The organism is Nocardioides sp. NPDC000445, assembly GCF_040300245.1.
GTDB lineage: Bacteria > Actinomycetota > Actinomycetes > Propionibacteriales > Nocardioidaceae > Nocardioides.
In genome coordinates, this window is record NZ_JBEPDH010000004.1 from 58,349 (window position 1) to 75,747 (window position 17,399).

General features: G+C 69.6%; 16 protein-coding genes. 14 read left to right on the plus strand and 2 right to left on the minus strand.

The annotated features are described in order from the left end of the window. Positions 1-12: 12 nt before the first annotated feature. The gene (gene pyrG / locus ABT304_RS06700; RefSeq protein WP_350713889.1) at positions 13-1,725 is read left to right on the plus strand and encodes a CTP synthase; all 1,713 of its coding nucleotides are present in this window, start codon (positions 13-15) and stop codon (positions 1,723-1,725) included. Positions 1,726-1,788: 63 nt separating this feature from the next. On the opposite strand, the gene ABT304_RS06705 is transcribed toward pyrG, so the two are convergent. After that, positions 1,789-2,262, minus strand: coding sequence for an SRPBCC family protein (locus ABT304_RS06705; protein WP_350713890.1), 474 nt, complete (start codon positions 2,260-2,262; stop codon positions 1,789-1,791). Between the two features lie 88 nt (positions 2,263-2,350). Further along, the gene (pepN, locus tag ABT304_RS06710) at positions 2,351-4,789 is read right to left on the minus strand and encodes an aminopeptidase N (protein WP_350713891.1); all 2,439 of its coding nucleotides are present in this window, start codon (positions 4,787-4,789) and stop codon (positions 2,351-2,353) included. 22 nt (positions 4,790-4,811) lie between these two features. Between pepN and ABT304_RS06715 the strand changes: the two genes are divergently transcribed. The 13 genes from ABT304_RS06715 to ABT304_RS06775 all read left to right on the plus strand — a co-directional run bounded on the left by ABT304_RS06715 (position 4,812) and on the right by ABT304_RS06775 (position 17,327). Beyond that, positions 4,812-5,453: an NUDIX domain-containing protein gene (locus ABT304_RS06715; protein ID WP_350713892.1), complete on the plus strand. Its 642-nt coding sequence runs from the start codon at positions 4,812-4,814 to the stop codon at positions 5,451-5,453. Between the two features lie 150 nt (positions 5,454-5,603). Next, positions 5,604-6,719 carry an alanine dehydrogenase gene (gene ald, locus ABT304_RS06720; RefSeq protein WP_350713893.1) on the plus strand — a complete coding sequence of 372 codons (1,116 nt, stop codon included), beginning with the start codon at positions 5,604-5,606 and terminating at the stop codon, positions 6,717-6,719. A gap of 194 nt (positions 6,720-6,913) precedes the next feature. After that, positions 6,914-7,810, plus strand: a complete 897-nt coding sequence (gene xerD, locus ABT304_RS06725) for a site-specific tyrosine recombinase XerD (protein ID WP_502890296.1) — start codon at positions 6,914-6,916, stop codon at positions 7,808-7,810. Then, on the plus strand, positions 7,807-10,413 hold the full coding sequence (locus ABT304_RS06730; protein ID WP_350713895.1) for a DEAD/DEAH box helicase: 2,607 nt from the start codon (positions 7,807-7,809) through the stop codon (positions 10,411-10,413). The genes xerD and ABT304_RS06730 overlap by 4 nt, the downstream gene beginning before the upstream one ends. Before the next feature lie 30 nt (positions 10,414-10,443). Next, positions 10,444-10,590, plus strand: a complete 147-nt coding sequence (locus ABT304_RS06735) for a hypothetical protein (protein ID WP_350713896.1) — start codon at positions 10,444-10,446, stop codon at positions 10,588-10,590. Between the two features lie 303 nt (positions 10,591-10,893). Next, on the plus strand, positions 10,894-11,844 hold the full coding sequence (locus tag ABT304_RS06740) for a ParA family protein (protein ID WP_457166034.1): 951 nt from the start codon (positions 10,894-10,896) through the stop codon (positions 11,842-11,844). Next, positions 11,826-12,194, plus strand: coding sequence for a hypothetical protein (locus tag ABT304_RS06745; protein ID WP_160023748.1), 369 nt, complete (start codon positions 11,826-11,828; stop codon positions 12,192-12,194). The genes ABT304_RS06740 and ABT304_RS06745 overlap by 19 nt, the downstream gene beginning before the upstream one ends. Positions 12,195-12,205: 11 nt before the next feature. Then, positions 12,206-13,090 (plus strand): segregation and condensation protein A, encoded by an 885-nt coding sequence (locus ABT304_RS06750; RefSeq protein ID WP_350713897.1) that lies wholly within the window; start codon positions 12,206-12,208, stop codon positions 13,088-13,090. Beyond that, a complete protein-coding gene (gene scpB, locus ABT304_RS06755) occupies positions 13,083-13,757 on the plus strand; it encodes an SMC-Scp complex subunit ScpB (RefSeq protein WP_350713898.1) in 675 nt (224 codons plus the stop codon). Before ABT304_RS06750 ends, scpB begins: the two co-directional genes overlap by 8 nt. Before the next feature lie 2 nt (positions 13,758-13,759). Continuing rightward, the gene (locus tag ABT304_RS06760; RefSeq protein ID WP_160023742.1) at positions 13,760-14,527 is read left to right on the plus strand and encodes a pseudouridine synthase; all 768 of its coding nucleotides are present in this window, start codon (positions 13,760-13,762) and stop codon (positions 14,525-14,527) included. 202 nt (positions 14,528-14,729) lie between these two features. After that, complete coding sequence (gene thrS, locus ABT304_RS06765) at positions 14,730-15,959, plus strand: threonine--tRNA ligase (RefSeq protein WP_350713899.1); 1,230 nt, start codon at positions 14,730-14,732, stop codon at positions 15,957-15,959. A gap of 169 nt (positions 15,960-16,128) precedes the next feature. Beyond that, on the plus strand, positions 16,129-16,932 hold the full coding sequence (locus ABT304_RS06770) for a helix-turn-helix domain-containing protein (protein WP_350713900.1): 804 nt from the start codon (positions 16,129-16,131) through the stop codon (positions 16,930-16,932). Continuing rightward, positions 16,929-17,327, plus strand: coding sequence for a VOC family protein (locus ABT304_RS06775; RefSeq protein ID WP_160023737.1), 399 nt, complete (start codon positions 16,929-16,931; stop codon positions 17,325-17,327). Before ABT304_RS06770 ends, ABT304_RS06775 begins: the two co-directional genes overlap by 4 nt. Positions 17,328-17,399: the final 72 nt, after the last annotated feature.

Genomic DNA, 17,399 nt, shown 5'->3' on the forward strand with positions numbered 1-17,399 from the left:
GGATTGAGGCCCATGAAGTCGGCGAGCTTGACCAAGCACATTTTTGTCACCGGGGGCGTCGCCTCCTCATTGGGAAAGGGCCTGACGGCATCGTCCCTCGGCCGTCTTCTCCGTTCGCGTGGCCTGAGCGTGACCATGCAGAAGCTGGACCCGTACCTCAACGTGGACCCCGGCACCATGAACCCGTTCCAGCACGGTGAGGTCTTCGTGACCAACGACGGTGCCGAGACCGATCTCGACATCGGCCACTACGAGCGGTTCCTCGACACCGACCTGGTCGGCCACGCCAACGTGACCACCGGGCAGGTCTACTCCAACGTGATCGCCAAGGAGCGCCGCGGCGACTACCTCGGCGAGACCGTCCAGGTGATCCCGCACATCACCGACGAGATCTCCGAGCGGGTCCTGGCCATGCACGGCCCCGAGATCGACGTGGTGATCACCGAGATCGGCGGCACGGTCGGCGACATCGAGTCGCTGCCGTTCCTCGAGGCGGCCCGCCAGGTGCGCCAGCGCCTCGGCCGCGACAACGTCTTCTTCGTGCACGTCTCCCTGGTGCCCTACATCGGCCCGTCCAAGGAGCTCAAGACGAAGCCGACCCAGCACTCGGTGATGGCGCTTCGCCAGATCGGCATCCAGCCCGACGCCATCGTGTGCCGCGCCGACCGCGAGCTGCCCGAGGGCATCAAGCGCAAGATCGCGCTCATGTGCGACGTCGACGAGGACGCCGTGGTGACCGCCGCCGACGCCCCGAGCATCTACGACATCCCGAAGGTGCTCCACCGCGAGGGCCTGGACGCCTATGTCGTACGCAAGCTCGACCTGCCCTTCCGCGACGTCGACTGGGCGCTGTGGGAGGACCTGCTCCGCCGGGTGCACCACCCGAAGGAAGAGCTGACCATCGGCCTGGTCGGCAAGTACATCGACCTGCCCGACGCCTACCTGAGCGTCGGCGAGGCGCTCCGCGCCGGCGGTTTCGCCAACGAGGCCAAGGTCAACATCCGCTGGATCCCCTCCGACGAGTGCGAGACCCCCGAGGGCGCCGCCAAGAACCTCCACGACGTCGACGCGGTCTGCGTCCCCGGCGGCTTCGGCATCCGCGGCCTCGAGGGCAAGCTCGGCGCGCTGACCTACACCCGCACGCACCAGATCCCCACGCTCGGCCTGTGCCTCGGCCTGCAGTGCATGGTCATCGAGTACGCCCGCAACGTGCTCGGCCTGGAGAAGGCCGACTCCACCGAGTTCGACGCCGAGACCCCCGAGCCCGTCATCGCCACGATGGAGGAGCAGAAGGCGTACGTCGAAGGCGCGGGCGACCTCGGTGGCACCATGCGCCTGGGGCTCTACCCGGCCGAGCTCAAGAAGGGCTCGATCGCGGCCGAGGTCTACGGCGAGACCTCCATCGACGAGCGTCACCGCCACCGCTACGAGGTCAACAACGCCTACCGCGACCAGCTGGAGGACGCCGGCCTGGTCTTCTCCGGCCTCTCGCCCGACAACCAGCTCGTCGAGTTCGTCGAGCTGCCCCGCGACGTACATCCCTACTACGTCTCCACCCAGGCCCACCCCGAGCTCCGCTCGCGGCCGACCCGACCGCACCCGCTCTTCGCCGGGCTGGTGAAGGCGGCCCTCGACCGGCAGAAGGAGCAGCGGTTCCCGATCGACGAGACCAACCTGCGCCGCGAGGTCAGCGAGGTCGAGCTGCCGGAGACGGCCGACGCCTGATCAGCAAATGACAGAGCCCCTGGGGCCGGCATGTGCCGGGCCCAGGGGCTCCGCGTCTAGGTGTCAGCGACGTACCTCGCCGGACGGCTTCACCTCGCCGCGCCACGCACCGGTCTCGGTGCCGCGGTTCTCGATGAAGTCCTTGAACCGCTCGAGGTCGCCCTTGGCCCGCATGTCGACGATCTTGAGCAGGTCACCGGTCTTCTCGACCGCGCCCTCGGGCTCGTACTCCAGGTGAAGCGTCACCTGGGTCGACTTCGCCATCGCGTCCGGCGTGAACGAGACAGTGCCCTTGTTTGTGGCACCCTCGACGGCACGCCAGGTGATGCGCTCATCGGGAACCTGGTCGACGATCTCGGCGTCCCACTCGCGGGTCACGCCGCCGATCTCGGCCTTCCAGTGCAGATGCTTGTCGTCGAGCTGGCGGACCGACTCGACGCCCTCCATGAACTGGGGGAACGACTCGAACTGGGTCCACTGGTCGTACGCGGTGCTGACCGGGACCGCGACCTGGACGCTCTTCTCGATGGTGCTCATGTCGTGTCTCCTCTCGATTGCGTACGACACGAGAGGTACCCGGCGTCCTCGCGGGCCATACGTTCTGGCGGCCCGGATTCTGCCGCGGTCACAACGCGCGAGCCGCGACCTGCCGCGAGTGCACGTCGGCCATGCGGATCACGGTCTGCCGGACGAACGGGACCAGCGTGTCGCCCTCACAGGCGGCGCGCGCGGCCGCGGCGACGTCCTCACCGGCCTGGACCGGGTAGAAGCGGAGCTGGAGCCCGTAGGCGAGCAGCCCGCCACCCCTGATGTCGGCGACGGCGTCGAGATAGCGCTGCGCGTACGGCGCCAGGATCTCGTCCTGGCCGGGGCGCCAGAACGCCGAGCTCAGGGCGTACCCACCGTCGGTGCGCGGCAGCCGGCGCTCGATCATGCTCACCTGCCAGGCCTCCTCCTTGGCCTCCGCGAGCGGCTGCGCCGTGCGTACGCCGAGGGCACTGACCCACGACTCGGGATCCGGGTCGCGTGCCTCCAGGGCTGCGACCGCCTCGGCGTCGTAGTCGCCCGTCTCGGCACGCCGACCGAGCAGCCGCCAGGCCACCTGTACGTCCTCGGCGGCCCCGCGCTCGGCCAGAGCGAGCTGCTCGGGTGTGGACGCGTGCGAGGCGAGCACCCGCTGAGCGGTGTCGCGGTTGGCAGGGTCCTCGGCGAGCACCGCGGCCGCTGCGGCGACCAGCGCGCGCTGCTCGGCGACCCGCTCGGGCGCCGTCCACAGCTCGGCAGCGGTGACGGCCATGCTCAGGAACTCGCCGGTGACCTGCGGGTTGCGCTCGGTCTCGAGGACCGAGAGGACCCGCGAGACGACCTCGGGGCCGGCGATCTCGCCGCGGAACAGGGCGGTCCAGGCGCTGTTGACCGCGACCGCCCGCGCCACCGCGTCGGGCAGCCGGCCGGCGTTCTGGCCGAGCCAGGCCTCGCTGGCCTCGTCCGAGCGCACCGCCGCGAAGGTCACGTCGGTCGCGTTGACCAGGTGCGCGGCGGCGTCGGGGAGCGAGACCGCGACGGGCTCGCCCGCCACGGTGACCGCAGTGGTGGCGAGCAGGGCGCCGGAGTCGTCGTAGGAGGCGATGTCGAGCCGGTGGGGACGTACGGTGCCGTCGGGGCTGGTGACCGACACCTTGCCGTCGGCGAGGGTGATCACGTCGGTGCCGGCGTGGTCGAGCCACGCGGTGGTCCAGGCGGAGAGGTCCTTGCCCGCGGCCGCGCCGAAGGCGCCCATCAGGTCGTCGAGGACGGTGTTGCCGTAGGCGTGCTCGGCGAAGTAGGACTGCAGCCCGGCGAGGTAGGCCTCCTCGCCGATGTAGGCGTGCAGCTGCTGCAGCACGGCCTGGCCCTTCATGTAGGTGATCGCGTCGAAGTTGGCCATCGCGACGTCGACGCTGGGCACGACGCCCCGGATCGGGTGGGTGGCGGGCGTCGCGTCGATGTCGTAGCCCGCCTTCTTCTCGGTCAGCGCGATCGACGCCCACACGTCGGCGTGGTCGGGAAGCGCGGCCGAGGCCCACACGGCCGCCCACGAGGCGAAGGCCTCGTTGAGCCACAGGTCGTCCCACCAGCGCATCGTGACCAGGTCGCCGAACCACATGTGCGCCATCTCGTGGAGGACCACATTGGTGCGCTCGGTCCGGTCGGCGTGGGTCGGCGCCGTGCGGAAGAGGAACACGTCGCTGTGGGTGACCGCGCCCCAGTTCTCCATCGCGCCACCCATGTCGGGCACGAAGATCTGGTCGTAGCGGCGCTGCGGGAACGGCATCCCGAACTTGGCGCCGAACCAGGCCAGCCCGTGCTCGGTGACCTGCAGGATCTCCTCCCGGTCCCGCTCGAGCTGGTTGCGCAGCGACTGACGGGCGTAGAGGCCCAGGTCGTAGCCGCCGCGCTCCTCGCGGACCTCGACGAACGGCCCGGCGTTGACCACCACGACGTACGTCGAGAGCGGGGGAGTGTCCTCGAAGACCCAGGTCCGCGCACCTGCTGCCGCGTCCGAGACGCTCGCGGGCGCGGAGTTGGAGAGCACCGTCCACTGCTCGGGGGCGGTCACGGTGAACCCGTGCACAGCCTTGAGGTCGGGCTGGTCGAAGCATGCCCACAGCCGACGAGCGTCGTCGGGCTCGAAGGAGGTCCACACGTAGACGTTGCCGTCGGAGGGGTCGACGGTGCGCAGCACGCCCTCGGAGGAGGCGGTGTCGGACTGGGAGGCGGTCACGACCAGGGTGTTGGTCTCGGCAAGGTCCTCCAGCGGGATCCGGCCGGCGCTGATCGTGGCGAGGTCGAGCTCCGTGCCGTTGAGCGTGGCCGCGCTGACCTCGGCCACGCAGTCGACGAACGTGCTCGAGCCCGGGGTGGCGGAGAAGGTGATCGTGGAGACGCTGGAGAGCGTCTCGCCCTCCAGCAGGCCGGCCATGTCGAGCGAGATGTCGTAGCGCTCGACGATGACCGTGGCGGCCCGCGCGGCCGCCTCCTCCTGGGTGAGTGAGGCAGGGGCGGCGGGGGAGGTGGCAGACATGAGCCGAGGGTAGCCTCGGGCCATGACATCGGACGCACGAATTTCCGACTCGCCCGTGCCGCTGGACCAGGGACCGCTCACCGAGTGGGACGCCCCGGAGAGCTGGCCGGTCGCCTCGAGCGAGGACCTCCATCGTGACGGCTGGGTCGTCGCGCTGCGCGCCGACCGGATCAACCGCCCCGGTCACGAGGACGAGGAGCCGTTCCGTCGCCTGGTGGTCGAGCACCCGGGCGCCGCGGTCGTGCTGGCGCTGGACGAGGAGGAGCGGGCCCTGGTGATCACCCAGTACCGCCATCCCGCGAAGCGGCGCTTCGTGGAGCTGCCGGCCGGCCTGATCGACTATCCCGGCGAGGACCCGCTCGAAGTCGCGGTGCGCGAGCTGCGTGAGGAGGTGGCCCACGAGGCGGCGGAGTGGACGCCGCTGCTCTCGACGTACGCCTCACCCGGGCTCACCGAGGAGATCCACCATTTCTTCCTCGCCCGCGGCCTCACCGCCAGCGACCGCGACGGCTTCGAGCTCGAGCACGAGGAGGCCGAGATGAGCGTCCACTGGGTGCCCTTCGAGGAGCTCCTGGACGCCGTGCTGGACGGCCGGGCGACCGACTCGCCGGTCGTCCAGGCCGTGCTTGCGTACGCGGCTCTCAAGTCTCGTGGCAGAGTCTGATCAGGGGGGGTCTGGTCAGGACCGAGCGACGTGATTTTGGTGACGTGCGCCACACCGGGTTAGACATGCCGCGTCAGGCGGCGCACATCCGGCTGACCCGTAGTCCCACGGACCACCACATTCAGGGGCCATCACATGAAGGGCAGGGCAATGAGAATCGGCGTACCCAAGGAAGTCAAGAACCACGAGTACCGGGTGGCGATCACCCCCTCGGGCGTGCACGAGCTGGTGGCCAACGGCCACGAGGTCTTCGTCGAGGCAGGTGCCGGTGTCGGCTCCTCGATCCCTGACAGCGACTACGCCGCGGTCGGCGCCAAGATCCTCGGCGATGCCGACGAGACCTGGGGCAACGCCGACATGGTGCTCAAGGTCAAGGAGCCGGTCGCGGAGGAGTACCACCGGCTGCGCGAGGGCCTGACCCTGTTCACCTACCTCCACCTGGCCGCCGACAAGCCGCTGACGCAGGAGCTCTTGGCCAAGAAGGTCACCGCGATCGCGTACGAGACCGTCGAGCTGCCCAACCGGGCGCTGCCGTTGCTCTACCCGATGTCGGAGGTCGCCGGCTGCCTGGCGCCCCAGGTCGGCGCCTACAACCTGCTCAAGGCCCAGGGCGGCCGCGGCACGCTGATGGGTGGTGTCGGCGGTGTCGCCAACGCCAAGGTCGTCATCATCGGTGCCGGAGTCTCGGGGCAGAACGCCGCCAACATCGCTCTGGGGATGGGCGCGGACGTCACGCTGCTCGACACCGACCTGGAGAAGCTGCGGATGTCGTTCTGGCGCTACTCCAACCAGGTCCACGGGCTCGCGTCGAACAAGCTCGCGCTCGAGGAGCAGGTGCTCGCGGCCGACCTGGTCATCGGCGCCGTGCTGATCCCGGGGGCGGCCGCGCCGAAGCTGGTCAGCAACGACCTGGTCTCGCGGATGAAGCCGGGCTCGGTGCTCGTCGACATCGCCATCGACCAGGGCGGCTGTTTCGAGGACTCCCACGCCACCACCCACGCGGACCCGACCTACCAGGTCCACAACTCGACCTTCTACTGCGTGGCCAACATGCCCGGCGCGGTGCCCAACACCTCCACCTACGCCCTGACCAACGCGACCATGCCGTACGCCGTGGCGCTGGCCAACAAGGGCTGGGTCCAGGCGCTGCGTGAGGACGCTGCGCTCGCCAAGGGCCTCAACACCCATGACGGCCAGCTCACCTACGGGCCTGTCGGCGAGGCGGTCGGCATCGACTCCGTCGCGCTGGAGACGGTCCTCGCCTGAGGCCCAGTCGGCGCGTTCTCACGTCAAAGCACGCCGAGTCGGCTCGTCATGACGAGCCGACTCGGCGGTGTGTTTGGTCAGGATGAGCCGACTCGGCTGGTTGGATGGGAAATGTGACAGCGGAATCGATTGCCTCGGGCTCCGCTTCAGCGGTGTCGTACGCTTCGGGCTCCGCTTCAGCAGTGGAGCACGCGATGCGTACGTATCTCGACCATCTGACGGTCGAGCGGGGCCTCGCGGCCAACACGCTGTCCTCCTACCGGCGCGACCTGCGGAGGTACGCCGAGTTCCTCGCCCAGGAGCGCGTCGACGACCTCGCCGGGGTCTCGGAGGCGACGGTGTCGGGGTTCCTGGCACACCTGCGCGAAGGCAGTGAGGAGCACCCGGCGCTCAGCGCGACCTCCGCGGCACGGACGGTCGTCGCGGTGCGCGGGTTCCACAAGTTCGCGGTGGCCGACGGGCTGGTCGAGGCCAACCCGGCCGGCCACGTGAAGCCGCCGCGCGCGGAGAAGCGGCTCCCGAAGGCGCTGCCACTGGCCGACGTGGAGGCGATCCTGGAGGCGGCGGGCGCGCCCGGGACGCCGCTCGCGCTGCGTGACCGTGCCCTCCTGGAAGTTCTCTACGGCACCGGTGCCCGCATCTCCGAGGCGGTCGGCCTCGACGTCGACGACCTCGACCGGGTCGACCATGTCGTACTCCTGCGAGGCAAGGGCGGCAAGGAGCGGATCGTCCCGGTCGGCTCCTACGCCATCGAGGCGGTCGAGGCCTACCTGACCCGGGCCCGCCCCGACCTGGCGGCGGCCCGCTCCGGAGGTGCGCTCTTCCTCAACGCCCGCGGCGGCCGCCTCTCCCGCCAGTCGGCCTGGACCGTGCTGACCCGGGCCGCCGAACGTGCTGGGATCCACAAGGACGTCTCGCCCCACACCCTGCGCCATTCCTTCGCCACCCACCTGCTGGACGGCGGCGCCGACGTACGTGTCGTGCAGGAGCTGCTGGGCCATGCGTCGGTGACCACGACGCAGATCTACACTCTTGTCACCGTGGACAATCTCCGAGAGGTCTTCGCGACCGCACACCCGAGGGCCCTGTGACCGACACCAGCTGGATCCCCAAGGTCGGAGCGAGCCCTGACGACGTCTACGAGGCGGTCGTGGCGTGGGCCGAGGGGAGTGGCCGCAGTCTCTACCCCCACCAGGACGAGGCGATCATGTCCCTCCTGGCCGGCGACAACGTCATCCTGGCGACGCCGACGGGCTCGGGGAAGTCGCTGGTCGCGGCGGGCGCGCACGCGGCGGCGCTGGCCGAGGACAAGGTCTCCTTCTACACCGCGCCGATCAAGGCGCTGGTCAGCGAGAAGTTCTTCGATCTGGTGGAGACGTTCGGCGCCGAGAACGTCGGCATGCTCACCGGCGACGCGAGCGTCAACGCCGACGCCCCGATCATCTGCTGCACCGCCGAGGTGCTCGCCAACCTGGCGCTGCGAGAAGGAAAGCACGCCGACGTCGGGCTCGTGATCATGGACGAGTTCCACTACTACGGCGAGCCCGACCGTGGCTGGGCGTGGCAGGTGCCGCTGCTCGAGCTGCCGCAGGCCCAGTTCCTGCTGCTCTCCGCGACGCTCGGCGACACCAGCGCCCTGGCCAAGGACATGAACAGGCGAAACGGCCGCGAGACCGTGCTCGTCGACCAAGCGGAACGACCCGTTCCGCTCACCTTCGACTGGCGGCTCACGCCGCTCCAGGAGACCCTCGAGGAGCTCGTCACCACCGGCCAGGCTCCCGTCTACGTCGTCCACTTCACCCAGAAGGACGCCGTCACCCACGGCACCTCCCTGCTCCATGCCGGCTGGCTGAAGCTCTCCGCCGAGGAGAAGGACCAGATCGCCAAGCGGCTCGAGCCGGTCCGCTTCGCCGCCGGCTTCGGCAAGACCCTCTCCAAGCTGCTGCGCAAGGGCATCGGCGTCCACCACGCCGGCATGCTCCCCAGATACCGAAGGCTCGTCGAGCAGCTCGCCCAGGCCGGGCTGCTCAAGGTCATCGCCGGCACCGACACCCTCGGAGTCGGCATCAACGTCCCGATCCGTACGGTGCTCTTCACCGGCCTGGCCAAGTTCGACGGCCGCCGGCAGCGCATCCTGCGCACCAGGGAGTTCCTCCAGATCGCCGGAAGGGCCGGCCGGGCGGGCTTCGACACCCAGGGCTACGTCGTCGTCCAGGCGCCTGAGCACATCATCGAGAACGAGAAGGCCAAGGCGAAGTCCGAGGAGCGCCGCAAGGCCGGCAAGAAGAACTCCAAGGCCCAGCTCAAGAAGCCGCCCGAGGGCACGGTCGTGTGGACCGAGGCGACGTTCACCAAGCTCGTCGACGGCGCCCCCGAGCCGCTGCAGAGCCGGATGAAGGTCGACAACTCGATGATCCTCAATGTCGTCGCCCGCGACGAGGACGCCTTCGAGGTGATGCGCCGGATCACCATGGACAACCACGAGGAGCGGCGCACCCAGCTCAAGCTCGCCCGCCGGGCCCTGCGCCTGACCCGCTCCCTGGTCCACAGCGGGGTCCTGACCAGGCTCGCCGAGCCCGATGCGTACGGGCGTCGCTACGTCCTCACCGAGGCCCTTCCCGCCGACTTCGCCCTCAACCAGCCGCTGGCCCACTTCGCCCTCGCAGCACTGGACACGCTCGATCCGGAGTCGCCCGAGCACACCCTCGAGATCGTCTCGGTGATCGAGTCCGTCCTCGAGCCGCCGCGCCAGATCCTCTTCGCCCAGCAGCACGAGGCCCGCGGCAAGGCGATCGAGAACATGAAGGCCGACGGCGTCGAGTACGACGAGCGGATGGCTCTCATCGAGGAGATCACCTGGCCCAAGCCGATGGCCGAGCGGCTCGAGGCGCTCTTCGAGGTCTACCGCGGCACCCACCCGTGGCTGCCCGAGGATGCCCTCGACCCCAAGTCGATCCTGCGCGAGATGTACGAGCAGGGGATGACCTTCACCGACGTCGTACGCCGCTACCAGCTCGCCCGCTCCGAGGGCCTGGTGCTGCGCTACCTGACCGACGCCTACCGCACCTTCCGGCACACCCTCCCCGAGACCCACAAGAGTCCCGAGATCGAGGACCTGGTCGAGTGGCTGGGGGAGACCATCCGGCAGACCGACTCCTCGCTGCTCGACGAGTGGGAGGCGCTCTCCGACCCCGAGCACATCCCGTCGGCCGTCGCCCACCACGAGGCGCCACCGCCGCCGCGGTCGCTGTCCCAGCAGACCCGTGCGTTCGAGATCATGGTCCGCAACGCGATGTGGGCCCGGGTCGACGCGGTCTCGCGCGACGACCTCGACACGCTGATGTCGCTGGAGCGCTCCGCCGCCGACCGGCTCGAGCCCGCGCGCGACGTGGTGATGACCAGGTCCCGCTGGGACGACGCCCTCGAGGCCTACTTCGCCGAGCACGACGACGTGGGCATCTCCGCCGACTCGCGCTCACCCAAGCTGCTCACCTGGACCGCCGAGCGCGGCGCCCCGGCGGGAGTGGACGAGGAGGACGAGGCGTACGACTCGACCCGGGTCTGGCGGATCACCCAGACCCTCGACGACCCGGCCGGCGACCACGACTGGGTGATCGAGGCGGTGGCCGATCTGGACGCGAGCGACGAGGCCGGCGAGCTGGTTCTGGCGACGGTGGCGATGCGTCGGCTGTGACGGGTTGCCCGGTTCCGCTAGCGTTGGGGCGTGCGCAAGCTACTGAAGAACCCCGTCGTCGTCGCGGCCATCGCCAAGATCGCCAACGAGGCTCGCAAGCCCGAGAACCAGAAGAAGATCAAGGACGCTGCGAGCAAGGCCTACGACCAGTTCCAGAAGCGCCGTAAGTCGCACTGAGCTCGACCGATCGAGCGGAGATCCATCCACAGGTTTCTCCACATCGAGGGCCCTTCCTGTGGGGCTGGCGGTGCGCCAAGTGCACAGGTCATCAACAGATTCGGGCCGCGTATCAGAATCACCCGGATTTGCCTTGTGACACGCCCGGCGCGGCTCCTACAGTCGCGCAGATCCGGGTCTTAGAGTCGCCGTGTCGACATATAGACCCGCTAGCCGTGATCGTCCCAGGGCCGCGGCAACTGAACCGGGGGTGGAGGAATGGAAGACAGCTATTTCGGAGCAGGTGGCGCGACCGCGCCGCAGATGCCTCCGCAGACGCCGGCGGCCCCGCCCCCGGCCTATCCGCCCTCGGCCCGGCTGCGCGCCAACGCCCCTGAGCCCGACGCGGGGTCCTTCGACTCCCCGGGCAAGAACAAGATGGGCCCGACCGGTCGTCCCTGGCCCAATCTCCCCGAGCCCGGTCCCGCCACCGGCGGCCCGGCGCGCACGGTCGCGATGGTCAACCAGAAGGGTGGCGTCGGCAAGACCACGACCACCATCAACCTGGGTGCCGCGCTGGCCGAGCACGGCCGCAAGGTCCTGATGGTCGACTTCGACCCGCAGGGGTCGCTCTCGGTCGGTCTGGGTCTCCAGCCCAACGAGATCGAGCTGACCGTCTACAACCTGCTGATGGAGCGTGACATCACGCTCGAGGACGTCGTCGTCCCCTCCGGCATCGACGGCGTCGACCTGCTGCCGGCCAACATCGACCTCTCCGCCGCCGAGGTGCAGCTGGTCCAGGAGGTCGCTCGCGAGCAGACCCTGGCCCGCGCGCTGGCGCCGGCCGTCGCCAACTACGACGTGATCCTCATCGACTGTCAGCCGAGCCTGGGCCTGCTGACCGTCAACGCGCTCACCGCCTCCGACTCCGTGGTCGTGCCGCTGGAGTGCGAGTATTTCGCGCTGCGCGGCGTCGCTCTGCTCAAGGACACCATCGACAAGGTTCAGGAGCGGCTCAACCCGCGTCTGAAGATCGACGGAATACTGGGCACGATGTACGACAGCCGCACCATGCACAGCCGTGAGGTCATGGAGACCCTGGTCAACGGCTGGGGCGACCGCGTCTTCCACAGTGTCATCCGCCGCACCGTGAAGTTTGCCGACTCCACCGTAGTCGGCGAGCCGATCACCGAGTACGCATCCAGCTCCACCGGCGCCGACTCCTACCGGATGCTCGCCAAGGAGGTGCTGGCCCGATGGCAACGCGGCGAGTGAGGGTTCCGGCTGCCGACGACCTGTTCCGGCGTACGTCCGACGGCGCTGCCGCCGCCGGGCCCGCCGCCGAGGCGAAGGCCCGTCCGGTGCATGCGGTGCCCGAGCCGGCCGAGGAGACGCCGGCTGCGAAGAAGCGGTCCAGCGGCCGGGTACGCCATGACGAGAAGATGACGGTCTACATCACCTCCGAGGAGTTGCTCGACCTCGAGCACGCCCGGCTCAACCTGCGGGCCAAGCACAGCATCGCGGTCGACCGCGGCCGGCTGGTGCGCGAGGCGCTCGCGATCGTGCTGGCCGACCTGGAGGAGTACGGGGACGACAGCGCCCTCGTGCACCGGCTCGCCGAGTGACGGTCACGCAGATGGCCGATGCCCCGGAGGGGGCCGAGGAGCAGGAGTCGAGCGGCGCCGGGGGCTTCGAGGTGCACCTCGGCAACTTCGAGGGTCCCTTCGACCTGCTGCTCAGCCTGATCGCCAAGCACAAGCTCGACATCACCGAGGTCTCCCTGGCCACGGTGACCGACGAGTTCATCGCCTACGTCAAGAAGGGCGCCGCTGACAGCGGGTCCTGGGACCTCGAACAGACGTCCAACTTCCTGCTGGTGGCGAGCACGCTGCTCGACCTGAAGGCAGCCCGGCTACTGCCGCAGGGTGACGTCGAGGACGAGGAGGACCTCGCGCTGCTCGAGGCTCGCGACCTCCTCTTCGCGCGCCTGCTGCAGTACAAGGCGTTCAAGCAGGTCGCGGCGGTCTTCGGCGAGCGGCTGGCGAAGGAGTCCAAGCGCCACCCGCGCTCGGTCCAGCTCGAGCCGCGCTATGCGGGGCTCCTGCCCGAAGTGCTGATCGGGATCGGGCTGGAGCAGTTCGCCCAGCTCGCCGCCGCCGCGATGGCACCCAAGCCGGGGCCGCCCGAGATCGGGCTCGCCCACATCCACGGCTCCAAGGTGTCGGTCAAGGAGCAGGCGGCCCTGGTCATCGAGCGGCTGCGCGCCGGCGGGCAGGTCACCTTCCGTGGCCTCTGCGCCGACTCGCCCGACACGCTGACCACGGTGGCCCGGTTCCTCTCGCTGCTGGAGCTCTTCCGCGAGGGTGCGGTCGCCTTCGACCAGGTCACCGCGCTGGGCGAGCTGACCGTACGCTGGACCGGCGACGAGGCGCTCGACGTCGATGAGCTGATCCAAGACGAGTTCGAGGGGCAGCCGCCCGCGGAGGGCGGCGCCGATGACGGGGAGAAGGACGATGACTGAGGCTGCCACGGGGGAGACCACCGAGGAGACCCTGGCGATCGAGTTCGCCGACCTGCGGCCTGCACTCGAGGCGGTGCTGATGGTCGCCGACGAGCCGCTGGCCGCGGCATCGCTGGCCTCCGCGGTCGGTCACCCGACGGCCGCGGTGATCGAGGCCCTGGAGGCCCTGGCGGCCGAATACACCGAGCAGGGCCGCGGTTTCGACCTGCGCAACGTCGCGGGTGGCTGGCGGTTCTACACCCGCGAGGAGTACGCCGCCGTCGTCGAGGGCTTCGTGCTCGAGGGGCAGCAGGCGCGGCTCACCCAGGCTGCCCTGGAGACGTTGGCTGTGGTCGCCTACAAGCAGCCCGTCTCGCGCGCCCGGGTCTCCGCGATCCGCGGCGTCAACGTCGACGGCGTGATGCGTACGCTGCTCACCCGCGGTCTCGTCGAGGAGGCCGGCCAGGACCACGAGACCGGCGCCAACCTCTACCGCACCACCGGCTACTTCCTCGAGCGGATCGGCATCACCGACCTCGGCGAGCTGCCGGAGCTGGCTCCGTACCTGCCCGACCTCGCCGACATGGAGGAGGAGCTGACCGAGCAGGTCAGCCAGGAGGCGCTCGCCGCGCAGCCCGAGGAGAGTGCGGCAAATGGGGATGACTCGGCGGATACGGCAGAATCGTAAACGTGAGCGACCTGCCTGAGCGAGACGATCTTCCGCTGGACGACGAGGGCCTGATCCGGCTCCAGAAGCTGCTGGCCCTGGCCGGCATCGCGTCGCGGCGCGGCAGCGAGATCCTGATGCTCAACGGCTCCGTCGAGGTCAATGGCGAGGTGGTCACCCGCCTCGGCACCAAGGTCGACCCGGGCAAGGACGTCGTACGCGTCGACGGCAAGCGGCTCCCGCCGATCTCCGGCAAGGTCTACCTGGCCCTCAACAAGCCGCGTGGTGTGGTCTCGACCATGAGCGACCCCGAAGGCCGACGCAACCTCTCGGACCTGGTCGCCGACCGCCCCGAGCGTCTGTTCCACGTCGGCCGTCTCGACACCGACACCGAGGGCCTGATCATCCTCACCAACGACGGTGACTTCGCCCACCGGCTGGCCCACCCCAGCTACGAGGTCGACAAGACCTATGTCGCCGAGGTCAGTGGCGAGATCTTCCCCAACGTACGCAAGCGGCTCCTCGCCGGTGTCACCCTCGAGGACGGCCCGGTGACCGTCACCAAGGCCCGGATCATGGAGACCCGCAAGGACAAGTCGATCATCGAGCTGGTCATCCACGAAGGACGCAACCGCATCGTGCGCCGCCTCCTCGACCACCTCGGCCACCCGGTGACGCGGCTGACCCGCACCCGGATCGGCCCCGTCCGGCTCGGCACCATGAAGCCCGGTGAGATGCGCGATCTGTCCCGAGAGGAGCTCGGCGAGCTCCTCGACACCACCGAGCTCTGAGGCCGCAGAAACCCTGGTGCGTACGTGGGGCTCGAGCCGTTAAGGTGATCGGCATGCAGCAGCGCGCGATGAGCACGACGACGCCGGACCCACTCCGGCGCTGACCTGCTGTCCACTTTTCGCAGACCGCCCCGGAGCATCGCTCCGGGGCGGTTCTCGTCTCTGGTGGCCGTGCTCCGGGACCTCGATCCAGGAGCACACCATGAATCTCGATCATCGCGACCTCAACCGCGACCTCGCCATCTTCGCCGCCGACCCGCTGGCCGGATCCGGGCTGCCGCTCTGGCTGCCCGACGGGGCCGTCATCTTCGCCGAGCTGGAGCGGCTCGCCGCCGACCTGGCCCGGGCCGACGGCTGCGTACCGGTCAAGACCCCGGTGCTCGGGAAGCGTGGGCTCTTCGAGCGCTCGGGTCACTGGGCGAAGTTCGCCGAGGACATGTTCCCGCCGATGTCGATGGGATCGGGTTCGGACGAGGACGACCTCGTCCTCCGTCCCGCCAACTGCCCGCACCATGCGCTGGTCTACAGGGCCCGCCAGCACTCCTACCGTGAGCTCCCGATCCGGCTGCACGAGCTCGCCCCGATGTTCCGCGCCGAACGCTCCGGGGTGCTCTCGGGGCTGAGCCGGGTACGCCAGATCAACCTCGACGACACCCACGTCTTCTGCCGCCCCGACCAGGTGGCCGAGGAGGCGGGTAAGGCGCTGCGCTCGGCGCTGAAGGCCCAGGAGATCCTTGGTCTGCGGGTCGACTACGTCCGCCTCTCCCTCCGCGACGCCTCCCCGTCCTACCTCGGCTCCGTCGAGCAGTGGGACGGTGCCGAGGAGGCGCTGAGGAAAGCGGCGGCCGAGGCCGGCGTCGAGGTCGTCGTGGCGCCGGGCGAGGCCGCCTTCTACGGTCCCAAGCTCGATCTGCAGGTCATCGACCCCGCGGGCCACGATGAGACCATCGCCACCGTCCAGGTCGACTTCAACCAGCCCGAGCGCTTCGACCTCACCTACGACGCCGCCGACGGTTCCCAGCAGCGGGTCGTGATGGTCCACCGCGGCACCGTCGGATCCATGGAGCGCGTCACCGCGGCGGTGCTCGAGCGCTACCAGGGCCGTCTCCCGCTGTGGCTGGCGCCTGTCCAGATCGCCGTCCTCCCCGTCTCCGCAGATCAGGACGCCGGTGCCCGCGGACTCGTCGACGCGCTCGTCGCCGAGGGGCTCCGTCCGCGTCTGGACGCCGACGGCTCGCTCGGTGCTCGGATCCGCGAGTCTCGTCGTCGACGTGAACCGCTCATCGGGGTCATCGGGGCGAACGAGGCTGAGGCAGGGGACGTGCAGGTACGCGACGTCGCGGCCGGGGTCGAGCGCCGGCTCTCGGTCACCGGGTTGGTGGCGGCGATGAAGGAGGCTCACATCTCCCGGTCGGGTGAGCTTTCCTGGTGAGGTCTGCCGCCGAGACGTCACGTACGTCGGCCGAGTGGGCAGTCAACTGCCCACTCGGTCGACGCGGGTGACGCCTCGGCAACCAGCACCGCATAGCGCTATCGCACACCTGCCGTGTCTCGCGCGATAGTGCATGGGCAACCCGCCCCGACCGTGGCACCATCGAGATATGACCGTGCCGGAGGTGCTGCGGCCCTATGTCACCTCACTGGTCACCTACGATGTCGACTTCGGGGCGCCGGGGGTGCATCGGGGGATGCCGTCGACCGAGATCACTTTCGTGCTCCCGGTCGACGAGCCGTTGGTGACCTCGTGGGGGAGTGGGACGGAGCCGGTGACGGCGTGGTCGATGGTCTCCGGGTTGCACACCCGGCCGGCGGCGATCCATCACCACGGCCACCAGCGCGGCGTGCAGCTGGGGTTGACCACCACCGGGGTGCGGGCGCTGTTCGGGATGCCGGCGGCGGCGTGGCGCGGTGAGCTCCTCGCCCTCGACGAGGTCGCGGCACCTGGCGGCGTACGTCATCTTCCGGAGCGGCTGGCCGAGGCGGATCCGCGGGAGTGGGCCCGGTTGGTCGTGACCGGCCTGGTCGAGGCGCTGGCGCGGTACGGCGAGCCCGGGCCGAGGGCGGAGGTGGGCCGCGCGCTGGCGCTGCTGACCGGGGGAGCGGGAGTGCAGGAGGTGGCCGACGACGTCGGCTACAGCCGCCGGCGGATCAGTGACCTGGTGCGTGCGGAGACCGGGGTGGCGCCGAAGCAGTTCCAGCGGCTGGCTCGCTTCGACCGCTCCCGTGGACTGGTCGGCCGGATGCCACTGGCTCGGGCGGCGACCGTCTGTGGCTATGCCGACCAGGCGCACCTGACGCGGGAGTGGCAGGAGTTCGGCGGGTGTACGCCGACGACCTGGCTGCGCGAGGAGTTCCCATTCGTTCAAGACCTGGCCGGTACGTCGGCGGTTGACTCGGATGCATGAGCACTGAGCAGAAGACCGACGTAGCGAAGATCAAGTACTGGCAGTCGATGGCGTTCCAGGACGCCGAGAAGATGATGACGTGGCTGAGCGCAATCGGCTTCGTCGAGCACGCCACCTACCGTGAGGGCGGCATCGTGCACCACGCGGAGTGGCTCTGGCCCGGGGGAGGCGGGCTGATGTTCGGACAGGTACGCGAGGACGGCGGCATCAAGAACACCGGTGTCTCCTCCGCCTACCTGGTCACCGACGACCCCGACGCCGTCTTCGACAAGGCGGTCGCGGCTGGCGCCACCGTGGACCGGCCGATGGTCGACCAGGACTACGGCGGCCGCGGCGGCACCGTGACCGATCCCGAGGGCAACTCCTGGTCCATCGGCAGCTACCAGCCTTCGTGATCGCGAAGCGCTATCGCACACCCTGGTCGCCGGCCGCGATAGCGCACCACAGGCGCTGAGACGAGGCGGGTC